This window comes from Paenibacillus sp. NPDC055715 (assembly GCF_053617595.1).
On sequence record NZ_JBSHGA010000005.1, the window covers coordinates 124436 to 151431 of the forward strand.

Consider the following 26996-nt stretch of genomic DNA (forward strand, 5'->3'; position numbering starts at 1 on the left):
AAGGATGAAGGACGAAGCGGATCGGCTTGGAGAACGCTGGATTCAAGGACTGTATCAGGAGTATCAACGCAGCAGGCGTTCGGAGCGGCGGTTGGTAACGGGTGTACAGACAGCCATTTTAGTGTTTTTATTCGTGTTGTGGGAAGTTGCGGGTCGGATGAAATGGATTGATGTACTGCTGTTTAGCTATCCAAGCAAAATATTTTCCCAAATTGGTAAGGATGCGGTCAGCGGCGAGCTGTGGGGGCATGTCGGTGTCACGGTTGGAGAGACGTTGGCGGGTTTTTTACTTGGGACGCTGCTGGGAACACTGCTGGCTGTGCTGATCTGGTGGTCACCGTTTTTGTCGAAGGTACTGGACCCCTATATGGTTGTCTTCAACAGTATGCCCAAGGTGGCGCTGGGACCGATTTTTATCGTCTTGTTCGGTGCCGGATTTACCGCTATTCTAATAACGACCCTCTCAATTACGGTCATTATTACGACGTTAGTCGTGTATAACAGCTTTCAGGAGGTCGATTCGAATCTGATTAAGGTGGTTCGCACATTTGGGGGATCGCGGCGCGATACGTTTAGCAAGGTGATTCTGCCTGCATCCTTTCCGGCTATCGTCTCTACGCTGAAGGTGAATGTCGGCATGGCCTGGGTTGGCGTGATCGTCGGTGAATTTCTGGTGGCTAAAAACGGGTTGGGTTATTTGATCATCTACGGCTTCCAGGTATTTAATTTTACCCTCGTGATGTCCAGTCTGCTTATCATTGCGGTCGTAGCGACATTGATGTATCAGGCGGTCGTGTATGTCGAGCGTCTGTTGCTGTCTGATCGTCTTCACCGATAGAAATCAAACTTCTATACATTTGTGTAAAACGTGAAAATAAAGTACCATGAAAATGAAAATGATTCAAAATTTACGAGAACAGATTTCATCCAGAGAGGACAGAATTTTTTCATGGGCTTTCGTACGATTAAAACGGCTATTGCCGCATTAATGGCCGTACTCATTGCGGATGGTTTTGGCATTCATGGAGCCACCTCGGCAGGGCTTTTGGCTATTTTGGGGGTGGATGTCACGCGCAAGAGAAGCCTCCGTACCATTTCGGCGCGATTTTTTGCATCCGTCGTGGGGCTTCTTTTTGCTTGTGTTTTGTTTGTTGTATTCGGATTCCATGATTGGGTGCTGGCATTATATATTTTAACGGCGTTTCCGGTCATTGTAAGGGTGGGCTTTAAGGAAGGAATTGTCACGGGTTCGGTCGTGGTTTTCCGCGTGTTCAGCGGTGGTGTGATGGATATGCAGGTGCTGCTGACCCAACTGTGTCTGCTGGTCATCGGATTAGGGTCCGCTATGGTCGTCAATTTGGCCTACATGCCGCGCTCCGATAACACCATGCAGCAAATCAGGCAGGAGGTAGACCGGACGTTTTCCATTATATTCAGAAATATGGCCAATACATTACGCAGTCCGGCATACATATGGGATGGCAAGGAAGTTATAGAGGCAAACAGCGTCATAGCCAGAGGGGTGACCGAGGCAGGGCGTTCATTGGAAAATCAGATGCTTCGTCCGCAAGAGGGCTGGAATGTGTACTTTTATATGCGCAGGGAGCAGCTGGAATCCATTCAAAATATGATGCAGTTGATCTCACAGATGTACCAGCATATGCCGCAGGCCAAACTTTTAGCCGAGCTATTTGATCAGCTCAGCAATGACGTTCTGGCCGGACATTATACGGGACAGACGGAGAAGTTGCTAGAGCAGGTACGTGAGGAATTCAAAAAAATGGAGCTCCCCTCAACCCGGGAGGAATTCGAAATTCGTTCGGCATTGTTACAGCTTACACATGAATTACATCAGTATTTGAAAATCGCCAAAAAGGACAAGGCCCCCACTCCAGTCAAAGCTTAGAGTCGAGGGCCCCAACTAAAAAGCTACTGTCTAACGATGGACAGTAGCTTTTTTTTGTTCAGTGATGACGGGCGGAGCAGGAAGGGTTCGTTTGTGCCGAATTCGACCTACGATCCATAAGGCAACGGTGATCAGGCAAGGATAAAGCATGGCCCAGCCGACAAAAGGAAACACCACCGCAGTCGAGATGAACGACACCCAACTGATGGCTACACCCCAGCGATTACCTCGTAGCAGCTTGATACCCGCAGCACACCCGCCCAGATAGGTCAGGATAAAAGTGGCGTTCGGGAACTGAATCAGGTTGGTGAGTGAAACAGTACCGCTACCGTAAAAAGACATAATGACGACGAAACAAAGGAAGAGAAACGCGATACCCCCAATTGGCGTATGAAAGCGCCGGGACAAGAGACCCATCCAGCGGAAGGCATGGCCTTGCTGGGATAAAGCATACGCGACACGTGAAGCAGCACCCACATAAGCAATAATCGTAGCTGTACATATAAAGATGCCTGTCAAGCCGGCTATCACCGCGCCCCACGGACCAATTGCCCGGCTAATCACCCATACGAGCGAAGCGTCCGATCCGCCTGCAAGGTAGCTTTGTGTCCCGACTGTAGCCAGTGCAGTAAGAAAATAAAGCAGGCCGACGATGACGGCTGCAACGGTGACACCCTTAACAGCTGCCCGCTGGGGATTGGTGAATTCCTCCGACAAATGGGAGACGGCTTCCCAGCCGATGAAGCACCAGAACAGAATCGCGGCCGCCTGACCGACAGGAAGCCAGCCGTGCGGAGCAAACGGTGTGAAGTGTACCGTTTTCATCTGAGGCAGCGCTGCGGCAATGGCGAAGATAAGGACAGCAACAATAGCAATAACAACGGCGATCTGAATACGGCCCGCAACCTTCATGCCGACCCAGTTAATGATCAGTCCAACCGCCAGCATGGCAGCGGCCAATCCCATGCGGCTTCCCTCTCCCCAGCCCATGGCGGCGGTCATATAGCCAGCTCCAGTGAGCGCGGAAACAGGTGCCCCAATCGGAACTGACATCAGAAAAAACCACCCGATATAAGAGCCTGCACGCGGTGAAAAAGCCAGCGTAACAAAATGCGATACCCCTCCAGCGTTCGGGAATTTGGCGGACAGCAGTCCCATGGACAGGGCCATTGGCAAGATGAGCAGGGTCATAAAGCCCCACGCCAGTAGTGATGCCGGACCCGCCATTTCGGCGGCAAGACCGGGTACAATCAATATCCCCGAACCCAGCACCGCCCCGATATATAGTGCAATGGCCTGTGGAAGACCAATGGTGGATTGTAGTTTATGTTCATTTGTCATGCAGGTAAGCCTTCTTTCTCTTGTCATTTCCTTCAGCTTATCAGATAATCAATCTATCGGAAAAACGGAATATAACGATGGCTTGCATCGAAAAAAACGATTGAAGGAGCAACTTATGGAATCACGGCATTTGTTTACTTTTTTAAATGTGGTTGAGGCAGGCAGTTTTACCCGGGCGGCGCGTATACTGGACTATGCACAATCAAGTATAACTGCTCAAATTCAGACGCTGGAGACGGAGCTGGGCACCCCTCTTTTTGACCGCATAGGTAAGAAAATCATGCTGACAGATGCCGGACGACGCCTGCTGCCCTATGCGCAGGAGATTTCCAAGATGCATGCCCTTGCCAAGGATGCGCTGCGTTCAGAAACGGTGTTGACGGGCACACTGAAAATTGGAGCGCCAGAGTCGCTGGCGGCTTTCCGCCTGCCGAGCCTGATCCGTGAGTACAGGGAGCGGTATCCGAAGGTAAAAATCGTGCTTAAACCTGGCGCATGCTGGGAATTGCGTGATATGACCCGTTCAGGTGAGCTGGATTTGGCTTTTTTGCTTCAGCCGGAGACGGAGGATAGAGAACTGCATGTCACTACGCTCATTCATGAGCCGATAGCATTGGTTGCGCCACTGGGGCATTCACTGGTTTCCTATAATAAGGTGGAGCCAGCTGACTTGAAGGACGAAACCATTTTACACACGGAGACGGGCTGTACATATCGTATCCTTTTTGAGCAGTATTTGAACAGACATGGTATTTTTGCAGACCCTAGTCTGGAGTTTTGGAGTATTGAAGCGATCAAGCAATGTGTCATGGCCGGATTGGGCGTTGCGCTGCTTCCGCTGGTTACGGTACAAAATGAGCTGCGTGAAGAGAAGATGGCGCGTTTAAGCTGGGATGACAGCGAACAGCAGGTGGCTACCCAGGTCGCCTATCATACAAAAAAGTGGAAATCCCCGGCGCTCAGCGAATTTTTACGGATTGTCGAGCAGCATGTAACACATTGGCGTGCATGAGTTCAAGCCATTAGGGCATAAGCTTATACAAATAATATTTTTTCCTTTTCGCCTATTCACTCAACATTCGCCCACAACCTGCATACATATGTATGGAATGATTGATTGTATGGAGGAGGTTCAAGTATGGCATTAAGTCATAAAAATCGTAGAGAGATTATTACAAAAGCGATCTGCGGTAAAGGTCGCAAATTCTCTACCGTAACCCATACCGTAACTCCGCCTAATAATCCGACCAGTATCTTGGGGGCGTGGATTATTAACCACCAGTATGAGGCTGTGGCGGCTGGAGACGGCATTGAGGTCGTGGGGACGTATGATATCAATATCTGGTACTCATACGATAAAAACTCGCAGACCGATGTGGCTAAGGAAACGGTGTCGTACGTGGAAAGTGTGCCGCTCTCGTATCTTGATCCGAAACACCGGACGTCTACAGTGGAAGTATCCGCCGAGGCAACACAGGAGCCAAGCTGCGTTGAGGCCAGTGTGTCTTCAGGGGGCGGCAGCGTAATTATCCGGGTCGAGCGGGAATTTGCGGTGGAACTGGTGGCAGAAACGAAGATTGTTGTAGAAGTATTCCCGAATGGTAGCAGTGACGATTTTGACAAGGACTATGATTTTGGAGCGGAAGAAGGGGACTATGAGGAGCTCGACCCCGACCTCATTGACGACGAGCTCTGACGGAAGTAACCCAAAAGAGGGCCGCTTTACTCTTTGCGCCGGCTGAGACTGCGCAGGGGGCAAAGGCCCTCCTTTTTGTTGTTATAGGGAAGAAAAATCGTTCAATCGTCCGTAATCTAATAGGGAGGGGGAAGATGATGCAGCAGGCGGGACAGGCGCTCAGACGTTTCAGACAAATGCCGGATGAAGAAAAGCAGCGCAGGCTGGAACGTTCCGGCATATCGGTTCGCTGGATTGACGACAACGCAGCAGATTTTGCAGTAGGCTATGTGGTGCAAATCCATCAGCTACGAATGCTGGAGATTCGAAGACGCACGATTGAAGGAAACTCCAAAGTCCGCGCTTATGATCCGTCTACGCTGGACAGCAGCTCTCAGCTGTCCGTCCGAATGGAGCGACTGGCTGTACGTACTTTGTACACACTCGGCCTCGACAGCGGCGAGGTCGCGCTGACACTGCTGGGCGAGCGCAGCTGTCAGGTACGCCAAGTCGTGGCCCAGCCATGGCTAAATGATAGACGCCTAGACACGCTATATGAAGCCGCAGCTCGCGAAGAACAAGGCCTTCCAGGGGCACAAGGGGATAAACAGCTGCTAATCGGGATGGACCCTGAATTTGTGCTGGTCCGTATGCCGGAAGGACGGGTCGTACCGGCTTCACGATATTTGGGCCGCCTTGGCGTGGCGGGATGCGATGCAGTTACGCGCCGAGGGCAGACGTTGTACCCGGTTGCTGAGCTTCGCCCCGCACCAAGTGGCGATCCGGCCCTTTTGCTGACACATCTACGCCATGCCTTTGCGGCAGCAGCCCGGCTCATTGCCGATCGTACGCTAATTTGGCAAGCGGGAGGGATGCCGCAGTCGGGTTTTCCGCTGGGAGGCCATCTGCATTTTAGCGGAATTCTGCTGAATGGGGCACTGTTGCGTGCGCTGGACAATTATTTAGCGCTGCCTTTGGCGTTGTTAGAAGATAAACGCGCAGCCCGTCGCAGACCGCATTACGGAAATTTGGGCGATTTTCGCCGCCAACCGTACGGAGGTTTTGAATACCGTACGCTACCCAGCTTTCTCGTTTCGCCGCAGCTCGCGAAAGGCGTGATTGGAATGGCATTTCTCATCGCGTCTCAATATCCGCGCTTGCAGCGTAGGCCGCTGGATGAGGAAGAGGCCCATAGAGCTTTTTATGAAGGAAATCGGATCGTGTTGGGAGAGTACATGGAGCCTCTTATTTTGGATATTGTTTCACTGGATGTATATCCGCAATATAAAGCTTATGTCGAGCCTTTGCTGGGCAGCCTGCGCCAGGGAAAACAATGGGATGAATCGCGGGATTTACGTCCGTTCTGGAAGCTTTCGTAAAATGTGTGGCGTTGTTTGCGATGCTTTCATGTTATCGACTGTCATTTTTGCTATAATGAGAGGTAATGTAAGTTTAAACGGAACAATGTGTGGGGGTTAGTGAACGGTATGGCCAAATATACACCGATGATTGAGCAATATTTATCCATAAAAGATCAGGCGCAGGACGCTTTTTTGTTTTTCCGCCTGGGGGATTTTTACGAGATGTTTTTTGATGATGCGATTCTTGCATCCAAAGAGCTGGAGATTACACTCACCGGACGCGAGGGTGGCGGCACGGAAAAAATTCCGATGTGCGGTGTGCCTTATCATTCGGCGGAAAATTATATACAGCGCCTTATTGAAAAGGGCTATAAGGTTGCCATCTGCGAACAGATGGAGGAAGCCTCGGCTACAAAGGGGATGGTACGGCGAGATATTGTCCGTGTCGTCACTCCGGGTACGGTGATGGAAGGCAAGGTGCTGGGTGACAAATCCAACAACTACATGGTATGTGTCACCGAGACGGACGGGATGCTGGCACTGGCGGCCTGCGATTTGTCAACAGGTGAGCTGTATGTGACCTCTGTACCGGATTCAAAAGAATGGCTATTGGATGAAATTAATATCTATGAGCCGTCGGAAATGCTGGGGGATGGTCATCTGCTCGATTTCGTAACCTCCCGAATGTCACCCGTTGGACGTCGTGTTGTATACACAGCCTGGGACAAGTCTAAGGATGATCTTGTGCGTGGTCAATTTGGTGAAGCAACGTGGGCCAGGCTCAACGAGGAACGTAGGCATTGTGTATCGCGTCTGATTGCCTATTTGAATGAAACGCAAAAAAGATCGTTAGGCCAGTTGACTCAGATTTCCGTTTATGAGCCGAACCATTTTATGATTCTTGATCCATTTACTCGCCGTAATCTGGAACTGGTGGAGACGGTTCGTGAGCGCTCCAAGAAGGGCTCGTTACTGTGGCTGCTGGATCGGACGGAGACGTCGATGGGGGCGCGGTTGCTACGACGCTGGATCGACAAGCCGCTGCTTAGCAGCCATCTGATCGAGGAACGGCTGGAGGCGGTGGACAAGCTGTACCACCAGTTTATTTTTCGTGAGGATGTACGTGCACAGCTCAAGGAAATTTACGATCTGGAGCGTTTGGTTGGGCGAATTGCCTTTGGCAGCGCCAATGCACGCGACCTGATTGCACTCAAGCTGTCATTGACCCGGATTCCGGCTTTGCGTGAGCTATGCGCTGAATCGGAATCGGAGACACTGCGTCGAATTGCCCAAACGCTGGATCGCTGTACAGACTTGTGCGCGTTGATTGAGGAAGCCGTAGCGGACGAGCCACCTATTTCCGTAAGAGACGGGGGGCTCATTAAGGAAGGCTACCATCAGCGTCTGGACGAACTTCGGGAGGCGAGTGTGAGCGGCAAGCGCTGGATCGCCGAACTGGAGGCGAAGGAACGTGTAGCGACTGGCATCCGGTCGCTCAAAATTGGATACAACAAAGTATTTGGCTATTATATCGAGGTAACCAAATCCAATCTGGCTTCATTGCCGGAAGGACGTTATGAACGCAAGCAAACGCTGGCGAATGCGGAACGATATATTACACCGGAGCTCAAGGAAAAGGAATCTCTGATTTTGGAAGCCGAGGATAAGATGGTAGATCTAGAGTACTCTCTCTTCTCTGAGCTTCGCGGTAAACTAAATACTGAAATTCCACGTCTGCAAAAGCTGGCAGAACGGGTGGCTGAAATTGACGTGTACCAGTCCCTGGCATCGGTCAGTGCAGAGCGGGGTTTTGTGAAGCCTGAACTGACAACGGGATATGATTTCGTGGTGGAACAGGGGCGGCATCCCGTTGTGGAAGCTGTGATGAAGGATGGTAGCTTTATCGCCAATGGCACGGCCCTGGAGGAAGCAGATGCGCATATTTTACTGATCACCGGTCCGAATATGGCCGGGAAAAGCACGTATATGCGTCAGGTTGCGCTGATCGCAATTATGGCGCAGATCGGCTGCTTCGTTCCGGCTGCACATGCCAAAGTGTCGATGCTGGATCGTATTTTCACACGTATCGGTGCGGCGGATGATCTGATCGGCGGGCAGAGTACATTCATGGTGGAAATGGCTGATATTCAGGTCATGACAGACAAGGCAACTCCGCGAAGCTTGATCATTATTGACGAGTTGGGACGCGGTACATCTACCAGTGAGGGGATGGCGATTGCTCAAGCTGTGATCGAATTTGTCCATGACACGATCGGTTGTAAGGCGCTGGTGTCTACGCATTTTCATGAGCTGGCTCATTTGGAGCAAAGCCTGTCCTCGCTGCGAAACTACTCCATGGCGGTACAGGAAAGCGGCGACAAGGTGAATTTCCTGCGTAAGCTCATACCGGGCGCGGCCAGCAGCAGTTACGGGATCTATTGTGCCCGTCTTGCGGGTTTGCCGGATAATATCATTGAACGTGCGAACGGGCTGTTGCACGGCTTTGAGCACGCGGCTGCCCAAGTGACGGCAGGCACCGAGGTTGTTGCAGTAGCGAGGGAAAACGTTATAAGAGAAGCTGCATTGCAGGCCCCACTTGTGTCACAGCAAGCCACCGCTGTAAAAGAAAACACTCAGCAGGCTGTGGAAGACTCCAGTGTGTTGGACCATACGGCTACTGGAGTCGTACAGCTGTCCATTTTCGGAGAGCAGGAGCTTGCCCCTGCCAAGCCGGAGACGGAGAGGGCCGAGGTTAATCCGATTGTACACCAGATTTTGCGTAAGGTGAAAAATGCTGATGTCATGAACATGACACCTTTGCAGGCGATGCAGTTGTTAAATGAATTGAAAAACAAGGCTAACGACCTATAGGTAACAATATTATATTTCTAATTTTTCATCACACTTTGAAGTCAGGGGGAGGTTAAAAGGATGTCTAAAATCCGGGTACTGGATGAGCATATTGCCAACCAGATTGCTGCCGGTGAGGTTGTGGAACGTCCAGCTTCCGTCGTGAAGGAGCTGGTGGAAAATGCGATTGATGCGGGCGGTACGCGCGTAGATGTATGGGTTGAAGAAGGCGGGCTGCAAAGCATCCGGGTGACGGATAACGGCAGTGGCATTGAGCCTGAAGATGTGGAAACGGCGTTCTATCGGCATGCGACAAGCAAAATCGGACATGGACGCGATCTGTTCCAAATCACGAGCCTGGGCTTCCGGGGAGAAGCGCTCCCGAGTATTGCGGCTGTATCGAAAGTGGAGTTGCTGACAGCAGCCGGAGATGACGGACGTGCCCGCAAATTGGTTATTGAGGGCGGCAAGCTTTTGCTGCACGAGGATGCAGCTGCCCGGCAAGGGACGGATTTTACCGTCCGAGACTTGTTTTATAACACGCCTGCAAGGCTAAAATATATGAAAACGATCCAGACGGAGCTAGGGCACATTTCGGATGTACTTTACCGAATGGCGCTCTCGCATCCGGAAGTTGCCTTCACATTGAGGCACAACGGAAATACCTTGCTTCAAACGCTGGGCAGTGGTGATTTGCTTCAAGTGATTGCCGCTGTTTATGGAACCTCGGCAGCGAAATCCATGCTGCTGCTGGAAGGAGAGAGTCTGGATTACCGTATTAGCGGCTATGTCAGCCGCCCGGAGTGGACCAGATCCAATCGGAATGCCATCTCGACGGTGGTGAACGGACGTTTTGTGCGTAGCTACGGGCTGAATCAGGCGCTGCTTAAGGCGTATCATACCTTGCTGCCAATCAATCGTTTTCCGCTGGCTGTGATCCAGCTGGAAATGCACCCTTCACTAGTGGATGTTAACGTTCATCCCGCCAAGCTGGAGGTGCGTTTCAGCAAAGAAGCCGAGCTATTTCAGTTGATTGAGGATTCGGTAAAAGCTGTTCTAGGACAGCAGGTGCTGATTCCGAAGGCAGTCAAGCGCGAGATCGGTGGCAAGGATAGCGGCTCGTTCGTGCAGGAGCAGTTTCATTTCTCGAAGGGAAGCGGTATGGAAGGAAACTCTTCTGCTGGCCAGAGCCGAGGGGGAGCACAGCCGCTTACTGGATCTTTCTCGGAGAGCCGAGACCTGCGCCAACCTATTCGCCTGGACGGGAATGAGGAAAACAGCAGGCTTAGCACAGATTGTGAGCAACGTCAGGATAGGGAAAGGCTGCCTGTCTCTGGCGGGGGGGACCCGCCTTCTGGGAAGCGTGTCAGCGATGAGGAACTGGATGCAGATTTTGTAGATGTAAACGATGGGGATAGAGCCGTATCGGGCTCATCCCACTTGTACAGCGGTGGAGTGCAGGAAGCAGCTGCTTCTGTGGCTTATCGGCCTTCTGCTTCAGCGGATGCAGGAAGCGATGTGGATTCCCGCTATTTCACGGATCAGAAGCCACGTCAGTCACGACTGAATGCAGAGCAGTTGGCGGTGGTATCGGGTGAGGCTCCTGAGCTGCCCGCTTTTCCTGAGCTAAATTTGATCGGTCAGCACCATGGAACCTATCTGATTGCGCAGAACGATCAGGGGCTGTATTTAATAGACCAGCATGCTGCGCATGAACGGGTTAACTACGAATTTTATTATGAAAAATTCGGCAATCCCGAGGCGGTATCGCAGGAACTACTGCTGCCGATTACATTAGAATTTACGCCCTCAGAGACGGAAAAGCTGAAAACAAGGCTGCATTGGTTTGAGCAGGCGGGAGTGTATTTGGAGCATTTTGGTGGTCAAACCTTCCGCGTTAGCTCTTATCCTTACTGGCTTCCTCAAGGGGAAGAAGCGGATATTGTTGAGGAAATGGCAGGATGGGTACTGGATGAAAAAGCAATTGATCTTGCTAAGCTACGGGAGGCAGCCTCAATCATGTGCTCTTGCCGGGCTTCGATTAAAGCGAACCAGAAGTTGACCGACCGACAGGCTATCGTACTGCTGGAGCGTTTAGCGGAATGCAGACAGCCGTACACCTGCCCGCATGGGCGGCCTATCGTTGTATCCTTTTCCGCATATGATTTGGAGAAGCTGTTTAAAAGAGTAATGTAAGGGAGTTTATACATGTTGCAGGATCGGGAAAACCGCGAAGTAGAAAGGCAGGCAAGGCTTCGGAAGGAACAAGCCGATTTACTGGTGACGACGGGAGATTCTCCTTCGGCTGAGGTCGTGCAGCGGGCGGAAATGCTTGCAGCCGAGCTGGAGGTGCTGTATGCCCCCCGTCGTGGTATATCGGTAGCAAGGCTGACTGCTGCTCATAGAGTTCGTCAGGCGCTGGTGCTAGTGCAGGGGGGGGTGAGGCTGATTAGTCCGGAACAACCACCGATGACTTTTCACCCAAGCATGGGCTTCATCCGCGCCAAGCGAGTGTTGAAGGGCGAGCCTGATCCGATGCTGACCGCCGCTCGGCTCGTTCCGGGGGACACCGTGCTGGATTGCACCGCAGGACTCGGAACGGATTCCCTCCTGTTTGCAATTGGAACGGGAAGTTCTGGACAAGTAACTGCTGTGGAAAGTTCTTTTCCTGTCTATGCTTTAATCAAGGATGGAATGAGGCATTATCGCTCCGGCAACGTTGCGGTTGATGAGGCGTTTTCCGGCATTAATGTGCGTTTTGGTCATCATGTGGACTATTTGCGGAGCTTGCCGGATCGCAGTGTGGATATTATCTATTTTGACCCAATGTTCCGTGATCCGTTGCTCGATTCTAGTGCCATCGGTCCATTGAGAGGGTTGGCTAACCCGGATGCGCTGGATGAGGAAAGTATTATTCAGGCAAAACGGATTGCAAGGAAAACAATTGTGTTGAAGGAAAAACGGGGCAGCGGGGAATTTGCCCGCCTCGGCTTTCGTGTGGAGCAACGGGGAACAACGAAAACAGTGTACGGAGTGATTAATATTGACAGCGACATCTAAGCCTAAACTACTTGTTCTTGTCGGCCCGACAGCGGTTGGCAAGACGAAATTAAGCATCGAGATGGCACGGCAATTTGACGGGGAAATTATTTCCGGAGATTCCATGCAGGTGTATCGTCATATGGATATTGGAACTGCCAAAATTTCTGAACAGGAAATGGAAGGAATCAAGCACCATTTGATTGATATTCATGAGCCGGAATACCCATATTCGGTAGCTGCATTTCAGGAAGATTGCCGTCGCCTTATACCGGATATTCATGCCAGAGGGAAACTGCCGTTTATCGTAGGTGGGACTGGTTTGTATGTGGAGTCTGTCTGCTATGAATACCAGTTTTCCGAGGTCGGAGCTGATGAAGATTTTCGTCAGGAACAGCTTCATTATGCCGAGCAATTTGGAGCCGAGGCGCTTCATGTACGACTACAGGCGGTTGATCCCGAAAGTGCACGTCGTCTGCATCCCAATGATCGTCGCCGAGTTGTTCGAGCGTTGGAAATTTATCATATTAGCGGAACGACGCTTAGCTCGCAATTGGCTAGTCAAAAAAAGGAATCTCCTTATCAGCTATGCATCGTAGGTTTGACAATGGATAGGCAAATGCTATATAAACGTATTGAAGACCGAATTGACGGGATGCTCGATCAAGGGATTGTTGCTGAGGTAACCTCCTTAATGGAACGGGGAGTGCGGAGCGATGCCATCTCCATGCAAGGTCTAGGCTATAAAGAGATATCCTCCTACCTGCGAGGAGATGTGTCTTTGGAAGAGGCAGTGACTTGGCTGAAACGGGATACGCGTCATTTTGCGAAGCGGCAACTCTCGTGGTTTCGCCATATGAAGGATATCCAGTGGGTAGATGTCACCGATTTCGGAAATTTTTCTGCTCATGCAGCCCGAATACACGAAATTATAGCAGGAAATTTCCGGACAGACCTTGAATATATTTCAAAACAATCCAAATGATTATTGGGGGTACGGCTAAAATGAACAAGTCCATTAATATCCAAGATACGTTTCTGAATCAATTGCGCAAGGATTCTATACCGGTAACGGTATACCTGATCAATGGATTTCAGGTGCGAGGAACGATTAAAGCATTTGACAACTTCACAATTGTTATCGACTCGGATGGAAAGCAACAGCTGATCTACAAGCATGCTATTTCCACCTTTACACCGCAACGCAATGTGTCGCTTGTACAGCAACAGGATAACGCCAGCGATAACTGATTACGGCCTGACGGTCGCCCGGGTTGATGAAACTTTTCAAGCGTCCGTCTCGTCTAACCGTATAGGAATGTGACCGGGAGCAACCTGAACAGGGTTGTTCTTTTCATTCCGTTTGCTTTCATGCTGCCGACAGCAAGCTGTATACGTTCTGCAACAATGATTATTCGCGAAAGGGAGTCAGGGGAATGCCAAACGATTCATTGTCCAGATCCGGCAATCGCAATAGAAACACACCTAATGAGAAGCCGAAGGGCAAGAAAAAGAAAATTACAGGTAAACGAATTGGATGGACGCTGTTTATTACGGCGGCGTTAGCCATATTTTGCGCGCTTGGTGGATATTTGTTTGTCATGGTAAATGGCGAAAAAATCTATAAGGCCAATCAAGACAAAATTACAGTGAATGAGACATCGAAGGTTTACGATCGTAACGGCGTGCTCATGGGCGAACTGTCCGTGCAAAAAAGCGACCCTGTCACAAGTGGAGAAATACCAGATCTGCTGAAAAAGGCCTTTGTGGCGACAGAGGATAAACGGTTTTATGAACATCAGGGTGTCGATATTTGGTCTATTGGCCGGGCGGCTGTTAAGGATATCGTAGCCCGTTCGGCAGTAGAGGGCGGCAGTACGCTGACCCAGCAGTTGGCCAAAAACCTGTTTTTGACGCGTGATAAGACCTTTTTCCGTAAAGCGACCGAAGTATCCATTGCGATGGCGCTGGAGCGTAATTTGAATAAAGATCAAATTATTACGCTCTATCTGAACCGTATTTGGTTTGGACGTTCGTATTCCGGTATCAAAGCGGCGTCGGAAGGCTACTTTGGGGTGTCAAATTTAAATGAGTTGAAACTGTGGCAGATCGCTACATTGGCAGCTATTCCAAAAGGGCCTTCCAAATATAATCCAATCAGTAATCCGGAAAACTCAAAGGAACGACGTGCTGTGGTTCTCCAGCTGATGTTTGAGCAGGGAATGATTGGCAAGCAGGAAATGGAAGAGGCCAAGGCTGTAGATTATGATTACAAGCAGCCGGAAAAAGTTCAACAGTATCAAAATTTTATGGAATATGTGATGAATGAGGCGGAGGATGCTTTGCCGGGAGTCAGCGGAAACGATCTGATCGTTGGCGGATATAAAATTCATACGACGATGGATGCTCAAGCCCAAAATGCGCTGGATCAGGCGATGGCGGATGATAATATGTTCGAAAAAAGTCCGGACGATCAGCCTGTTCAGGGTTCCATGGTCATCATTAACAACCAGACGGGCGGAATTGCCGCGATGGCACCCGGACGGGATTACAAAAAGGGAACCTTTAACCGCGCAACACAAAGCCGTAGACAGCCAGGTTCGGCCTTTAAACCTATTGCGGCGTATGCGCCGGCTCTCGAATCTGGCAAATTTACAATGGATACACCTTTGAGTAATGAGCGACAGAGTTTTAACGGGTACAGCCCGAAAAACTTACACGGTTACTCTTCGACCATCAGTATGACTGATGCGATTACCAAGTCTGAAAATATCCCGCCAGTATGGCTGCTGAACCAAATTGGTGTGGAAAAAGGAGTTCAATTCGCGGAGAGCGTAGGAATTCCGATGGATAAAAATGATCACTCGCTCGCTATCGCTTTGGGTGGATTAAGCAAAGGAACGAATACACTTGAAATGGCACAGGCGTACAGCTCTTTTGCCAATAACGGACAGTTCCAAAAAGCTTATTCCATCAAGCAAATTAATGATAGTGATGACAAAACGGTTTACACTCACAAAGAAGAATTTAAAACCGTAATGAGCGAGAAAACAGCTTATGAAATGACGCAGATGATGCAAAATGTTGTCAATAGCGGTACGGGTCGTAAAGCACGTATTGACTGGCCTGTAGCCGGTAAAACGGGTACAACTCAGAGTGGAATCAGCGGTAACAGTGGTAACCGTGATATCTGGTTTGTTGGTTATACGCCGGAATATACTGGAGCGGTATGGATGGGCTATGACAAGCCGGACAGCAAGCATATGCTGAGAAACTACAGTGGGCAGTCGGCAGCCTTTTTCGGAAGGGTCATGAGTGAAGCCCTCAAGGGGCACCCGGTTACGCAATTCAGCCAGCCGAAGGGATATGAACCACCGGTTGAGAAGAAGCCAGATGAGTCGGTTCAGGCTACCGCTCCAAGCGGGCTGAGCGGGTCTTATAGTCAGGACACCCAAATTGTATCGCTGTCCTGGACTGCGGCGGCGGGAGATAATGTGCAATACCGTGTGTATCGCAAAGAGGCTTCCGAAGGGGGCTTTACGGCGATTATGGAGGCGATGAAAGGCACGAGTGGTGAAGATACGTCTCCATTAGCCGGAGCCACGTATGAATATTATGTAACGGCTTATGGAGCGGATGGTAAGGAATCTGGTCCATCGAATACAATCCGAGTGAAAATTCCGGCAGAGACCACTCCGGTAGATCCTCAGCAGGGAACCGATCCGAATCAGAATGGAACATTACCGGATAACAGCGGGACTACAGATGGTCAGAACGGCACCGATCAGGGGAATACATTCCCTGGAGGTACCAATAACGGTACTGGCACGGGTCAGGTCCCGACGTCCCCAGGAAATACGGATAGAAATGGTGCTGGAGGTACAGGTAACAATAATGACAATTCCAGTAACGGAAACAATACAAATCAGGGCAATGGTCAGACTACTTCACCGGATACAGGTATTTCTGATGAAGATACTATGGTAAATCCAGAAAATACGGATACATCTGCGACAGGAGACACGACGGATGGAAGTCAAGAAAGCAATTCCAATGGTCATTCGAACTCCAATCGTGGACATCGCAATCGAAATTAGAAGGCATATGTTGTATGTAAGTTGAATTTGTCTCAAACCAAAGGTATTTTCGGACCATTTCATGGTCTGAGAATACCTTTTTTTACTGTGATGAAGAGTGTTATTTTTGAGTGTACAGTTTAAATATGGTAAGCTGGTTTTACCAATGTTGGAGAGGAACATCATTTATGAAGCGCAAATTCGGAGACCGGGCCAACTGGCGCAGAATAACGAACCGCAAGTTTGCTTGCCGGTATGTGGAAAGTAACGTGTTTACAGGATATGTGACCTTATATACCATTTTGAGTCTCAAAGAGCCTCTATGGAAAAGCTACGGCGGTCATACATTTTGCATAGCGGATAAAGGGTATTCCTGGTTGCAATATTATCCGAAGGGTGAGCATTATGTAGTAACTGCTATGTTCGACAATCGGGAGCAGATTGTGGAATGGTATATTGATACCTGCCGTAATCAGGGAGTGACCGACCAGGGAGTGCCCTGGTTTGACGATTTGTATTTGGATGTTGTCGTACTTAAAAATGGCGAAATCTTTTTGGTGGATGAGGATGAGCTGGAGGATGCGTTACAGCGCGGGCATATCTCGACACAGGAGGCAGAACTGGCTAACCGTACTGCGGCTGAGGTTTTACGGCGGATAGATGCCCATATATTCCCCTATTTTAAAATGTCGCTGAAACACCGGGCAGAATGGTTTCACAACGGTGATTTTAAGAGGGATCGATGAAGGTTTTGCAGAGGATTAGAAGCGCTGAACCCAAAGAATCTGAATCAAGAAGCAGGCTGAGCCGCCCAGAGAAAAAGTTTACAGCAGCCAAACGCCTTATACTTTGTCTGCTGGTTATCTTTATGATCGGTTTGGTATGGGTGGGTATTCGATTTTGGAATATGAATACCGCAGCCTCTACCAATCCGCTTCAGCAGGCACAGGTAGGTATTGTACTTGGGGCTTCCATGTGGGGAGCAGAGCCAAGTCCGGGGCTGAAGGAGAGGCTAAATGAAGCCTTGCAGCTATACCGCAACGGGACAGTGAAACGTCTAATTGTAAGCGGAGGATTGGACAAACCAACTTACCCCTATACGGAAGCTGAGGGGATGCAACGCTATTTGGTCGACAGAGGTGTTCCAGCGCAGCATATTGTGTTGGAAAACCATGCGACCAGTACCTACGAAAATCTCCTGTATAGCCAGCGCATCATGCAGGAGTATGGTTGGACCTCGACCGTGATTATCACACATAGCTATCATGGCCCACGGGCGCTGGAAATTGCCCGATTTTTGAATTTGGATCATCCTCAGATGGCTCTGGCGGAATCTAAAGTACTGAATATGCCGCTTCACCAGTCAAGAGAGGTGGTGGCCTACGCCAAATGGACGCTGCAACGGTGGTGGCTTGATGCTCAAACCTGGGTGTCCTGAAACGTACAACGTTTTCTCATAGAGGTCTTCTCCATAAACAAAATGCTTTGCACAAGCTCCTGTTGCTTTTGTGCTAATAAGGACATGCCGGGCCGAATACATTAATAGGGTAAGCTGTGCCTGAAGAAATGTTGAGGTGATGGATGCATGAACGGACGGGGAATCGCCGCGGGTAAGCGGACGGAGGAGAGACCTTCCAGACAAATCAATGTCGTGCTGCGTAGCCCGGAGCCGATCGCTTCGGTAAATGTTGATGAGACGGATGCAGCAACTTCGACCAAGTCGCAGGCGTTACCGCAGTATCTTAGTCTCTATCAGGAAATTCAGAAGGAACTCGATCATCTCGTTGGCCTGGATAACATCAAAGATCTGGTATTTGAAGTATATGCTTTTTTGCAAATTGCCCATATGCGTACTGATGCGGGGCTGTTGAGTAATGCGCACGTATATCACATGATTTTTAAAGGAAACCCGGGTACGGGGAAAACGACGGTAGCCCGCATTATCGCTAAAATGCTGCAAAAAATGGGCGTACTGAGCAAAGGCCATCTGATTGAGGTGGAGAGGGCTGATTTGGTAGGCGAGTATATTGGGCATACAGCGCAAAAAACGCGGGATCTCGTCAAGAAGTCTCTGGGTGGGGTGCTGTTTATTGATGAGGCATATAGTTTGGCGCGGGGAGGGGAAAAGGATTTTGGAAAGGAAGCTATTGATACTTTAGTAAAATCCATGGAGGATCAGAAAAATCAATTTATTTTGATCCTTGCCGGATACTCGGGGGAGATGGACTTCTTTTTGCGTACGAATCCTGGCTTACCTTCCCGTTTTCCCATCCAGCTTGATTTTCCGGACTACACCGTGGATCAGCTTATCCAAATTTCCGAAATGATGGCCAAAGAACGGGATTATATTCTCATGCCCCAGTCCATACTCAAAATGAAAGAGCATCTGTTGAATGAACGCAACGACAGTATTCATGCATTCAGCAACGCGCGTTATGTCCGCAATGTTATCGAAAAAGCGATTCGGCATCAGGCCGTCAGGTTGCTCAATCAATACAGGAGCGGGCAGCCGGGAAAGCAGGAACTGATGACGCTGCGCCCAGAGGATTTGAAAATGGACAAAAGATAGGCGATAATAGAAATCTGAATCACATCGAATTTCATAACATCGAACGGGGGCCGGCCTGAATATCAGGTCGGTCTCTGTTCGAGAGTTAACATGGAAAATAAAGGAGCAAACAATATGGCGAACTCCACTTATGATACACAAACCGAAATGCAGGATAAGGCGGTACTGGTCAGTCTGATTACAGATGAAGTCAAACGTTCTGGCATCAATACAGAATACTCTCTGAATGAACTCGTGAAGCTGGCTGAGACGGCTGGTGTTGAGGTGCTAAGCGTTTTGACTCAGAACAAGGAAGCAAAGGATTCCAAATGGTTTATCGGCAAAGGGAAGGTAGAGGAACTGCGTGCAGCTGCCGAGGAATTGGGAGCGAATACGGCTATTTTTGATCAGGAACTGTCGGGGGCTCAGGTACGAAATTTGGAAGAAAGTCTGGATCTCAAAATTATCGACCGTACACAGCTTATTCTGGATATTTTTGCCCAGCGTGCGAAAACACGGGAAGGTATTATTCAGGTTGAGCTGGCACAGCTGTCCTATTTGTTGCCCCGTTTGTCCGGTCACGGCAAAAATCTGTCGCGACTCGGTGGCGGTATCGGAACACGTGGTCCCGGTGAAAGCAAGCTGGAGACAGATCGTCGCCACATCCGTGATCGTATCAGCGATTTGAAGCGTCAGTTGGAAGAAGTCACCCGTCATCGGTATTTACACAGAGAGCGCAGACAAAAGAGTGGTATTGTGCAGGTAGCGCTTGTCGGCTACACTAATGCGGGCAAATCAACGCTGTTAAAGCAACTGACAGCGGCTGATGTATATATTGAGAACCAACTGTTTGCGACGCTGGACCCTACCTCCAGAACGATGGAGCTGCCGAGCGGCAAAGAGATTATTCTTACGGATACAGTTGGTTTTATCCAAAATCTGCCTCATGATTTGGTTGCTTCTTTCCGCGCTACTCTGGAGGAAGCTAATGAGGCCCACCTTATTTTGCACGTGGTAGATGCTTCTTCGGATATGCGTGACGAACAGATGAAAGTCGTGGAAACGATTTTGGAGCAACTGGGGGCTGCGGACAAGCCACAGATCGTATTGTTTAATAAAAAAGACGCTTGCACTCCTGAGCAACTGGAAATGCTTCCTTCCGGCGAGGGCTATTTGAAAATCAGCTCATTCGACGAAAGTGATCTGTTGCGTCTTCGTGAGCTGATTCAGGAGCATCTGAGCGGAGATACCCTGAGATTCCGCATTCCTGCGGAACGTGGGGACCTGACATCGGTGCTTTACCGGATCGGGGATGTACTCCTGACTGAGTATGATGGTAATGATGTCATTTATGAGGTAGAAGTTCAGCGAGGTGAATATGAAAAATATGGTCATGCCCTCAAGGACTTCACAGAAGGCTAACATCTGATGACGTTTTTAGGTCAATTCAATGATAATGCGCATCATTCAAAGCGAGCGATGATATAACATCAATAGCCTAAGGCTGCGTAAGAGAGAGGGTCAGAAAGGTAAAATGGTAGTTTTTAGTCCGGAAATCCAACAAATTCAGGAAAGAGCAGAGCGCAAAATACAGGAACGGTTACAGCGTATAGATCATTTTGTAGATGCAAATCAGTGGAAGGTTATTCGGGCATTCCAGCGGAAGCAAGTAAGCGATTTTCATTTTGCTGGCTCTACGGGATATGCGTACAATGACCGGGGGCGTGAGGTACTGGAGGAGGTCTACGCCGATGTGTTCGGTGCGGAGGCGGCACTGGTCCGCCCGCACTTTGCCTCGGGAACTCATACGATTGCCACTGCTTTATTCGGCGTTCTGCGTCCAGGTGATGAGCTGTTGTATATTACGGGGCAACCGTATGATACGCTTCACAAAGTGATCGGCAAGACCGGCGATGGGACCGGGTCATTGCAGGATTTTGGCATTACTTATGGAGAAACTGCACTGACAGCAGAAGGTAAAGTAGATTGGAAAGCAGTGGAGGCTGCAGTCCATGCCAATACGAAGGTGATCGGCATCCAGCGTTCACGCGGCTATGATTGGAGAGCTTCCTTTAGTGTGGCAGATATCGAGGAAATGACAGCCCGTGTAAAGGCGATTAAACCTGACGTTATTGTCTTTGTTGATAATTGCTATGGTGAATTTACCGAAAAGCTGGAGCCTACTCAGGTCGGTGTCGATTTGATGGCAGGTTCACTGATTAAAAACCCCGGCGGTGGCATTGCTGAAACGGGAGGATATATTTGCGGCAAACAAGAGTATGTGCAATTGGCAGCCTACCGCTTAACTGCGCCTGGAATCGGTGGAGAGGTAGGAGCCATGTTAGGTACCACGAGAGGTATCTTTCAGGGCTTATTTCTTGCTCCAACACTGGTTGGACAAGCGATTAAAGGAAGTATATTCGCAGCTGCGGTCTTTGAAGACATGGGCTTTGAAACGAAACCTGCCTGGCATGAGGAACGCACCGATTTGATTCAGGCCATTTCTTTTAGCGGACCGGAGCATTTAATTGCTTTTGTCCAAGGAATTCAGCGTGCCGCCGCCGTGGATAGCCATGTGGTACCAGAGCCGTGGGATATGCCGGGCTACGAGCATCCGGTTATTATGGCCGCAGGCACTTTTATACAAGGAGGAAGTCTGGAATTATCCGCAGATGCTCCGATTCGTGAACCCTATATTGGTTACATGCAAGGGGGGTTAACCTACTCACATGTGAAATATGGAGTGCTGATGGCTCTGCAAACGATGAAAGAACGCAAATTATTGTGAGTTTTTCTAACATGTTATTGACACTTTGCATCAGCTAAATGTACAATAAGGTGAAGAATAGATCACTGGAAGGTTGATGACAAATGGGCGACGAAATTCGCAGAAACATGGCCTTATTTCCAATAGGTATTGTCATGAAGCTAACGGACTTGTCAGCACGTCAGATTCGTTATTATGAACAGCATAACTTGATAGTTCCTGCTCGTACGTCGGGTAACCAACGTCTTTTTTCTTTTAATGATGTAGAGCGTTTGCTTGAAATCAAGGCGTTGATTGAGAAGGGGGTTAACATTGCGGGAATTAAACAAGTCATGAATCCGGTCACCAAGGAATCGGAAGAAGCTACAGTTATTACTGCAGATACGGAAGTCAAACGCCGTGAAATGTCCGATACCCAGCTTCACCGATTGCTGAAACAACAGCTTGTGGCAGGTAAAAGACCAGGACAGGTATCCCTGATCCAAGGTGAATTATCACGTTTTTTCAATAAGAGATAATGTATAGCCTGCATTTTGGCATACTACCGCTTTACTTGCAGATCAGGCCTTATTATTTAAGACAACCATGGAACAGCTGATTGGTATATAGTCGCTACAGAAAGGGAGAGGTTAGTGTGAGTTATACCAGAGAAGATATTCTCCGGATTGCCAAAGAAGAAAATGTTCGTTTTATTCGTTTGCAGTTTACAGATTTGCTTGGTACGATCAAGAACGTAGAAATTCCGATTAGTCAACTCCCAAAAGCGCTGGATAACAAAATGATGTTCGACGGTTCTTCCATTGAAGGTTATGTGCGCATTGAAGAATCTGACATGTACTTATACCCTGATCTGGATACATGGGTAGTATTCCCTTGGGTAACCTCAGATCGTGTAGCTCGTTTGATCTGCGATATTTATAAGCCGGACGGAGTTCCGTTTGCTGGCGACCCGCGGGGTATCTTGAAACGTGTACTTAAGGAAGCAGAAGAAATGGGTTATACTTCGATGAATGTCGGACCAGAGCCTGAATTCTTTCTGTTCAAAACCGATGAAAAAGGCGAACCGACTACAGAGCTGAATGACCAAGGTGGATATTTTGACTTGGCACCGATGGATCTGGGTGAAAACTGCCGTCGGGAAATTGTTCTTAAGCTTGAAGAGATGGGCTTTGAAATTGAAGCGTCTCATCATGAAGTTGCACCCGGTCAGCATGAGATTGACTTTAAATATGCAGGTGCAGTCAAAGCTGCCGATCAGATCCAAACGTTCAAGCTCGTTGTTAAGACGATTGCACGTCAGCATGGTCTGCACGCCACCTTTATGCCAAAACCTTTGTTTGGCGTGAACGGCTCCGGTATGCACTGTAACCAATCGTTATTCAAGGGCAATGAAAACGTATTTTATAATGAATCAGACGAACTCGGATTGAGCCAGACGGCCCGCCATTATATGGCTGGTATTCTCAAGCATGCACGTGCGATGGCAGCAATCACGAATCCAACGGTGAATTCATACAAACGTCTTGTACCGGGTTATGAAGCTCCTTGTTATGTTGCCTGGTCTGCCAGCAACCGTAGTCCGATGATTCGGATTCCGGCATCTCGTGGCCTGAGTACCCGCGTCGAAGTTCGTAATCCTGACCCGGCTGCGAATCCTTATTTGGCACTGGCTGTGATGCTGAGAGCCGGTTTGGATGGTATCAAACGTCAACTGGCTTTGCCAGCTCCGATTGATCGTAACATCTATGTTATGTCTGAGGAAGAGCGGATTGAAGAGGGGATTCCAAGCCTGCCTGCAGACTTGAAAGAAGCTTTGTCCGAGCTTATTCGTAGCGAAGTTATCACTGACGCGCTAGGTGACCACGCGCTGGCTTACTTCTACGAGCTTAAAGAAATTGAATGGGATATGTATCGTACACAGGTTCACCAGTGGGAACGTGATCAATATCTGACGCTTTACTAAAACGTGGAATCCCTTGGCGCTCTAAGCGTAGAGGGATTTTTGTTTTGTGGGGAGCAGGGGAAGTTAAGCAGTATCATGAGGTTTGCTCCCCAAATGTCCCCACTAAAAAATATTATTTTAGAGATATCTGTGAGTGTTTCATATTGAAATGGATTCGATACCAGTGTTGTTTCTTTTCGTAATTACTTGGATGAATATTCGCTTACTTCAAATGTTAAAATTCTGTTGAAAATGATAAAGTCCTTCCGACTGCTAAAGGGTCCTTTATTATTGGCATGCTTATCAATGGCATAAGTTGCTGTGCCTGCCCCGGCTTGTTTTTGCTTCGTTCCAAGAGATGAAGGAGTTAACCTCCTCTATACTGAGATCATACTCTTTCTCCAGACCTGTATCCATGATTACAACCAAGAGTTCACGGCTGCCAGCAGGTTGTCCAGGTTCAGAAGGCTCTGAATGGTTCAGGAACAGGAGTAGGATCAAATATTAATCCTATAGTTCTTATACTGTTTGTTGTAAGTTAGTGAGAAATTCATAAGCTAGCTCAGCCATTTTGGGGAGTTGTTCCCCAAGCGATGTAATTTCCGGATACACTATAATGTGGTTTGCCATCAAATGATTTATACCCTTCTAAACCGCCGATAGCAGCATTGTATGTTACTTTGCCTTAAGAACTGGTGTTGGATGTCTTCTGAGGTATTAAACTGACTAATTGTGGTGCTATTTTTTATATGTACTCTCCTTAAGTTTTATTTCCCTCATAAGATTACAAAACATAAAAAGGGTTTTATGAATAATAATACTTATATTTTCAAATAAAATATGTTTTATGGGTTATTTATTTTGCTTAGAAAAATTGGTAACTATCGTATATAAATGATATCTCTGTTGGATAAGAGGGTCATGCTTTCCTGAAAATCAACGTTTTTGTAACGACCGAGCTTTTTGCAGGAGAAATACGTTGAACATATTGTAGAATGGGGTTTAACGTGATGCAAAAAAAGCGAGAAGAAATCCTTCTCGCTTTTCGCTTAAAAACAATCTTAACGTCTGCGTTGTCTATCATTTACGCTAAACAGATTAACAGCCAGTGCGTTACCTCTTGCACGTGCAATGGCTCTTTGACTGGAACGGATGGATAATCTTCTTCTTTTCACATGGTGTTTAAAATGTCTTTTGCTCATAGTATCACCTCCCTTCAAAGAAATGAAGGCGGTTAAATCTTAGAAGCGTTTATGATTCTTACGGTTACGCTTGGAAATTTTGATGTTCAATGCGTTAGTGGCTAGCGCGTTACCGCTTCTTGTTTTGGCAGCAGCGGCTTGAAAGACTTTTACGACCAGAAATTTGTTCTTACCAATACGATGCTTATACGTTTTGACTCTATTTTTGATCATCTGCATATCTCCTTTGCTAAGGTCTACTTTATTCATATGTCAGTAGCGCTAGTAATGTATCAGCATAAATCTATTAAAAGCAAAAGAAGCTATCACCTATGACCTTGATATTCAGAAACTAATAAAGTATAAAGGTAAGAAACGCAAAAAAACTCATGCTTACCTGCCTGATAATCCTTACCAACTTTACGTTGTTGGGAAAGTTACAGCAGATCAGCACGAGCAAAATGATAAAAAGCGAAGATAACAAACGGGGAGAAGTATATTACTTATTATAAAGGGCCTTAAGTTTTTTCTGGTAATATGTTTCCTGCTCAAGAATGTGATTCATTTGTTCAGAAAGCTCTTTATATTTTGGACTGTCCTCTGGGTAGTTATTTCTTTCGGAAAGTACAGCTTCAAATTGCTTTTCCAATGATTTAAAATGGATAATTATTTGTATGTAATGAATGCGATCAAAGGTTGTTCTGGTTGAATTCTCCTTAGCATACACATAATCCATTGTTGGAGCTGTAAAACCTATTACGATAAAAGTCACAATAAACACTGAAATTATAATTTTTTTCATTTAATCTCTCCTTAATAAAACTATAAATATTAATACACCATATTTATCTAAAATAATTACAAAGTTATTTTTGATCCGCCAATAAACAGAACAGTAATTGTAGATATAAACCGTTTAATCTATGGGCTGTCAAAGAAAAAAGAATAGTTGTGAGGTAGATTTTATGTACATAAGATCAATACAAAACCGGCTTGCCTATGGCCAGCCGGTTTTGAAGTTGCGGGAAGAATAACGGGGCTGAAAAATGAAAAATCAGTGGAAGTCCCGGAAAAGTCCTACAACCTTGCCCAAAATACTAACGTGCGTCAGACGAAGTGGTTCAAAGGCCGGATTTTCCGGTTGAAGTCGGATATGATCTTTTTCTTTGTAAAAAGTTTTAACAGTAGCCTCGTCCTCGTCCGTCATGGCCACTACAATGTCGCCGTTATCGGCTGTCTGCTGCTGACGTACAATGACATAGTCTCCGTTGGCAATACCAGCTTCAATCATGCTTTCTCCTACAACAGATAACATGAATATTTTATCCTCACCCACAAAATGTTGGGGAAGAGGAAAGTAATCTTCAATATTTTCTGTTGCTGTAATAGGTAGACCGGCTGTTACTTTGCCGACGACCGGAACACGACTAATAGAGTAATTAATCAAGTTGCTGTTATCCGATTCGTCTTGGCCGAGTAACTCGATGGCCCGTGGTTTCGTTGGATCACGACGTATTAGTCCCTTCTTCTCCAAACGATCCAAATGACCGTGAACCGTAGAACTGGAGGCCAATCCGACAGCCTCACCTATTTCGCGTACAGAAGGGGGATATCCCTTTAGACGCACTTCATTGCGGATAAATTCAAGAATGGCCTGCTGGCGGCTTGAAATCTTAGACATACCGTATCAACCCCATTTAGTAACGTTTGGGAAAATTATAGCATAGAACCTCCGTTCGTACAAACATAAGTTCTAAATAATCCCTAAAAATAATTACGAATCTTTGTTCTCCGTTCTGTTGGACAAAACAAACGTTCTCATTACGTAGCCAATGATGAAATATAGTACATATCAAAGTATTTTTTCATGGATTTAGAAAAGATGCAAAATGTCCGGAATGAGAGAAGAGCACAGCTTGTATGAACCATTTCCAACAGTCTTCTGCCCAAACTTCTTATTCTGGTTATCGTTGCCTGGATTGCGGGTGCAGGTGTACTGACGGTATTCGCAGTTCCTTCGGTTTCGAATGAAGAGGTAACCAAACTTATTGTACAACCTGGGGATACATTGTGGCAGATTGCCTCCAAATCATAAACCGGAACGAGTGGATACGCGGATATATCATAGAAGGAATTGTTCGGATTAACGGACTGGAAGATTGGGAAGTGCAGGCAGGTTAGGTTTTAAAGCTTCCACACTTCTGATTAGTCACATTAGAGCTTGTCAGGGAACGTGATGCGGAACCTTGACAAGCTCTTTTCTACGTGTCAAAGTGTATTATATCTTTGCTTATATGGAGGGGACACAAT

General features: G+C 47.8%; 23 protein-coding genes and 1 pseudogene. 18 read left to right on the plus strand and 6 right to left on the minus strand.

All coding sequences use genetic code 11. The features are described 5' to 3' along the window. Nucleotides 1-4 precede the first annotated feature (4 nt). Together ACWGOO_RS10770 and ACWGOO_RS10775 are read left to right on the plus strand one after the other, a co-directional pair. Entirely contained in the window at nt 5-838 is an 834-nt protein-coding gene (locus ACWGOO_RS10770; protein ID WP_452483201.1) for an ABC transporter permease, read from the plus strand. Nucleotides 839-949: 111 nt separating this feature from the next. Further along, nucleotides 950-1906: an aromatic acid exporter family protein gene (locus tag ACWGOO_RS10775; protein ID WP_452483203.1), complete on the plus strand. Its 957-nt coding sequence runs from the start codon at nt 950-952 to the stop codon at nt 1904-1906. Between the two features lie 30 nt (nt 1907-1936). Here ACWGOO_RS10775 and ACWGOO_RS10780 read toward each other — a convergent pair whose 3' ends face one another. Continuing rightward, nucleotides 1937-3247 carry an APC family permease gene (locus tag ACWGOO_RS10780; RefSeq protein WP_452483205.1) on the minus strand — a complete coding sequence of 437 codons (1311 nt, stop codon included), beginning with the start codon at nt 3245-3247 and terminating at the stop codon, nt 1937-1939. A 115-nt stretch (nt 3248-3362) separates the two neighbouring features. Between ACWGOO_RS10780 and ACWGOO_RS10785 the strand changes: the two genes are divergently transcribed. The 16 genes from ACWGOO_RS10785 to glnA all read left to right on the plus strand — a co-directional run bounded on the left by ACWGOO_RS10785 (nt 3363) and on the right by glnA (nt 23526). After that, the gene (locus ACWGOO_RS10785; protein ID WP_452483512.1) at nt 3363-4259 is read left to right on the plus strand and encodes a LysR family transcriptional regulator; all 897 of its coding nucleotides are present in this window, start codon (nt 3363-3365) and stop codon (nt 4257-4259) included. Nucleotides 4260-4385: 126 nt separating this feature from the next. Then, complete coding sequence (locus ACWGOO_RS10790) at nt 4386-4943, plus strand: outer spore coat protein CotE (RefSeq protein ID WP_452483207.1); 558 nt, start codon at nt 4386-4388, stop codon at nt 4941-4943. Between the two features lie 134 nt (nt 4944-5077). Beyond that, the gene (locus tag ACWGOO_RS10795) at nt 5078-6301 is read left to right on the plus strand and encodes a putative amidoligase domain-containing protein (protein ID WP_452483209.1); all 1224 of its coding nucleotides are present in this window, start codon (nt 5078-5080) and stop codon (nt 6299-6301) included. Between the two features lie 108 nt (nt 6302-6409). After that, entirely contained in the window at nt 6410-9154 is a 2745-nt protein-coding gene (gene mutS / locus ACWGOO_RS10800) for a DNA mismatch repair protein MutS (RefSeq protein WP_452483211.1), read from the plus strand. A 60-nt stretch (nt 9155-9214) separates the two neighbouring features. After that, a complete protein-coding gene (mutL, locus tag ACWGOO_RS10805) occupies nt 9215-11329 on the plus strand; it encodes a DNA mismatch repair endonuclease MutL (RefSeq protein WP_452483213.1) in 2115 nt (704 codons plus the stop codon). 12 nt (nt 11330-11341) lie between these two features. Continuing rightward, complete coding sequence (locus ACWGOO_RS10810; RefSeq protein WP_452483215.1) at nt 11342-12193, plus strand: class I SAM-dependent methyltransferase; 852 nt, start codon at nt 11342-11344, stop codon at nt 12191-12193. Then, on the plus strand, nt 12177-13157 hold the full coding sequence (miaA, locus tag ACWGOO_RS10815) for a tRNA (adenosine(37)-N6)-dimethylallyltransferase MiaA (protein WP_452483217.1): 981 nt from the start codon (nt 12177-12179) through the stop codon (nt 13155-13157). Before ACWGOO_RS10810 ends, miaA begins: the two co-directional genes overlap by 17 nt. A 20-nt stretch (nt 13158-13177) precedes the next feature. After that, entirely contained in the window at nt 13178-13423 is a 246-nt protein-coding gene (gene hfq / locus ACWGOO_RS10820; RefSeq protein ID WP_023989043.1) for an RNA chaperone Hfq, read from the plus strand. Nucleotides 13424-13608: 185 nt separating this feature from the next. Continuing rightward, a complete protein-coding gene (locus tag ACWGOO_RS10825; RefSeq protein WP_452483220.1) occupies nt 13609-16269 on the plus strand; it encodes a PBP1A family penicillin-binding protein in 2661 nt (886 codons plus the stop codon). 167 nt (nt 16270-16436) lie between these two features. After that, entirely contained in the window at nt 16437-16994 is a 558-nt protein-coding gene (locus tag ACWGOO_RS10830) for a DUF402 domain-containing protein (RefSeq protein WP_452483222.1), read from the plus strand. Further along, the gene (locus ACWGOO_RS10835) at nt 16991-17686 is read left to right on the plus strand and encodes a YdcF family protein (RefSeq protein WP_452483224.1); all 696 of its coding nucleotides are present in this window, start codon (nt 16991-16993) and stop codon (nt 17684-17686) included. Before ACWGOO_RS10830 ends, ACWGOO_RS10835 begins: the two co-directional genes overlap by 4 nt. A gap of 147 nt (nt 17687-17833) precedes the next feature. Next, nucleotides 17834-18817: an AAA family ATPase gene (locus ACWGOO_RS10840; RefSeq protein WP_014281445.1), complete on the plus strand. Its 984-nt coding sequence runs from the start codon at nt 17834-17836 to the stop codon at nt 18815-18817. A gap of 114 nt (nt 18818-18931) precedes the next feature. After that, complete coding sequence (gene hflX, locus ACWGOO_RS10845; protein WP_283652126.1) at nt 18932-20218, plus strand: GTPase HflX; 1287 nt, start codon at nt 18932-18934, stop codon at nt 20216-20218. A 112-nt stretch (nt 20219-20330) separates the two neighbouring features. Continuing rightward, nucleotides 20331-21584 (plus strand): methionine gamma-lyase family protein, encoded by a 1254-nt coding sequence (locus ACWGOO_RS10850; protein WP_452483227.1) that lies wholly within the window; start codon nt 20331-20333, stop codon nt 21582-21584. Between the two features lie 83 nt (nt 21585-21667). Next, a complete protein-coding gene (locus tag ACWGOO_RS10855; RefSeq protein ID WP_007430683.1) occupies nt 21668-22081 on the plus strand; it encodes a MerR family transcriptional regulator in 414 nt (137 codons plus the stop codon). A 116-nt stretch (nt 22082-22197) separates the two neighbouring features. Next, a complete protein-coding gene (gene glnA, locus ACWGOO_RS10860; protein ID WP_452483229.1) occupies nt 22198-23526 on the plus strand; it encodes a type I glutamate--ammonia ligase in 1329 nt (442 codons plus the stop codon). 182 nt (nt 23527-23708) lie between these two features. Here glnA and ACWGOO_RS10865 read toward each other — a convergent pair. From ACWGOO_RS10865 to lexA, 5 genes and pseudogenes are all read right to left on the minus strand, one after another. Continuing rightward, nucleotides 23709-23970 (minus strand): annotated as a pseudogene (locus tag ACWGOO_RS10865) (ran-binding protein 10); the annotation flags it as partial. Nucleotides 23971-24566: 596 nt separating this feature from the next. After that, a complete protein-coding gene (locus ACWGOO_RS10870) occupies nt 24567-24707 on the minus strand; it encodes a hypothetical protein (RefSeq protein WP_452483231.1) in 141 nt (46 codons plus the stop codon). A gap of 39 nt (nt 24708-24746) precedes the next feature. Continuing rightward, complete coding sequence (locus ACWGOO_RS10875) at nt 24747-24920, minus strand: hypothetical protein (protein WP_452483233.1); 174 nt, start codon at nt 24918-24920, stop codon at nt 24747-24749. A gap of 265 nt (nt 24921-25185) precedes the next feature. Continuing rightward, nucleotides 25186-25488 (minus strand): hypothetical protein, encoded by a 303-nt coding sequence (locus ACWGOO_RS10880; RefSeq protein WP_452483235.1) that lies wholly within the window; start codon nt 25486-25488, stop codon nt 25186-25188. 252 nt (nt 25489-25740) lie between these two features. Beyond that, nucleotides 25741-26367, minus strand: coding sequence for a transcriptional repressor LexA (gene lexA / locus ACWGOO_RS10885; protein WP_013310545.1), 627 nt, complete (start codon nt 26365-26367; stop codon nt 25741-25743). Nucleotides 26368-26996 lie beyond the last annotated feature (629 nt).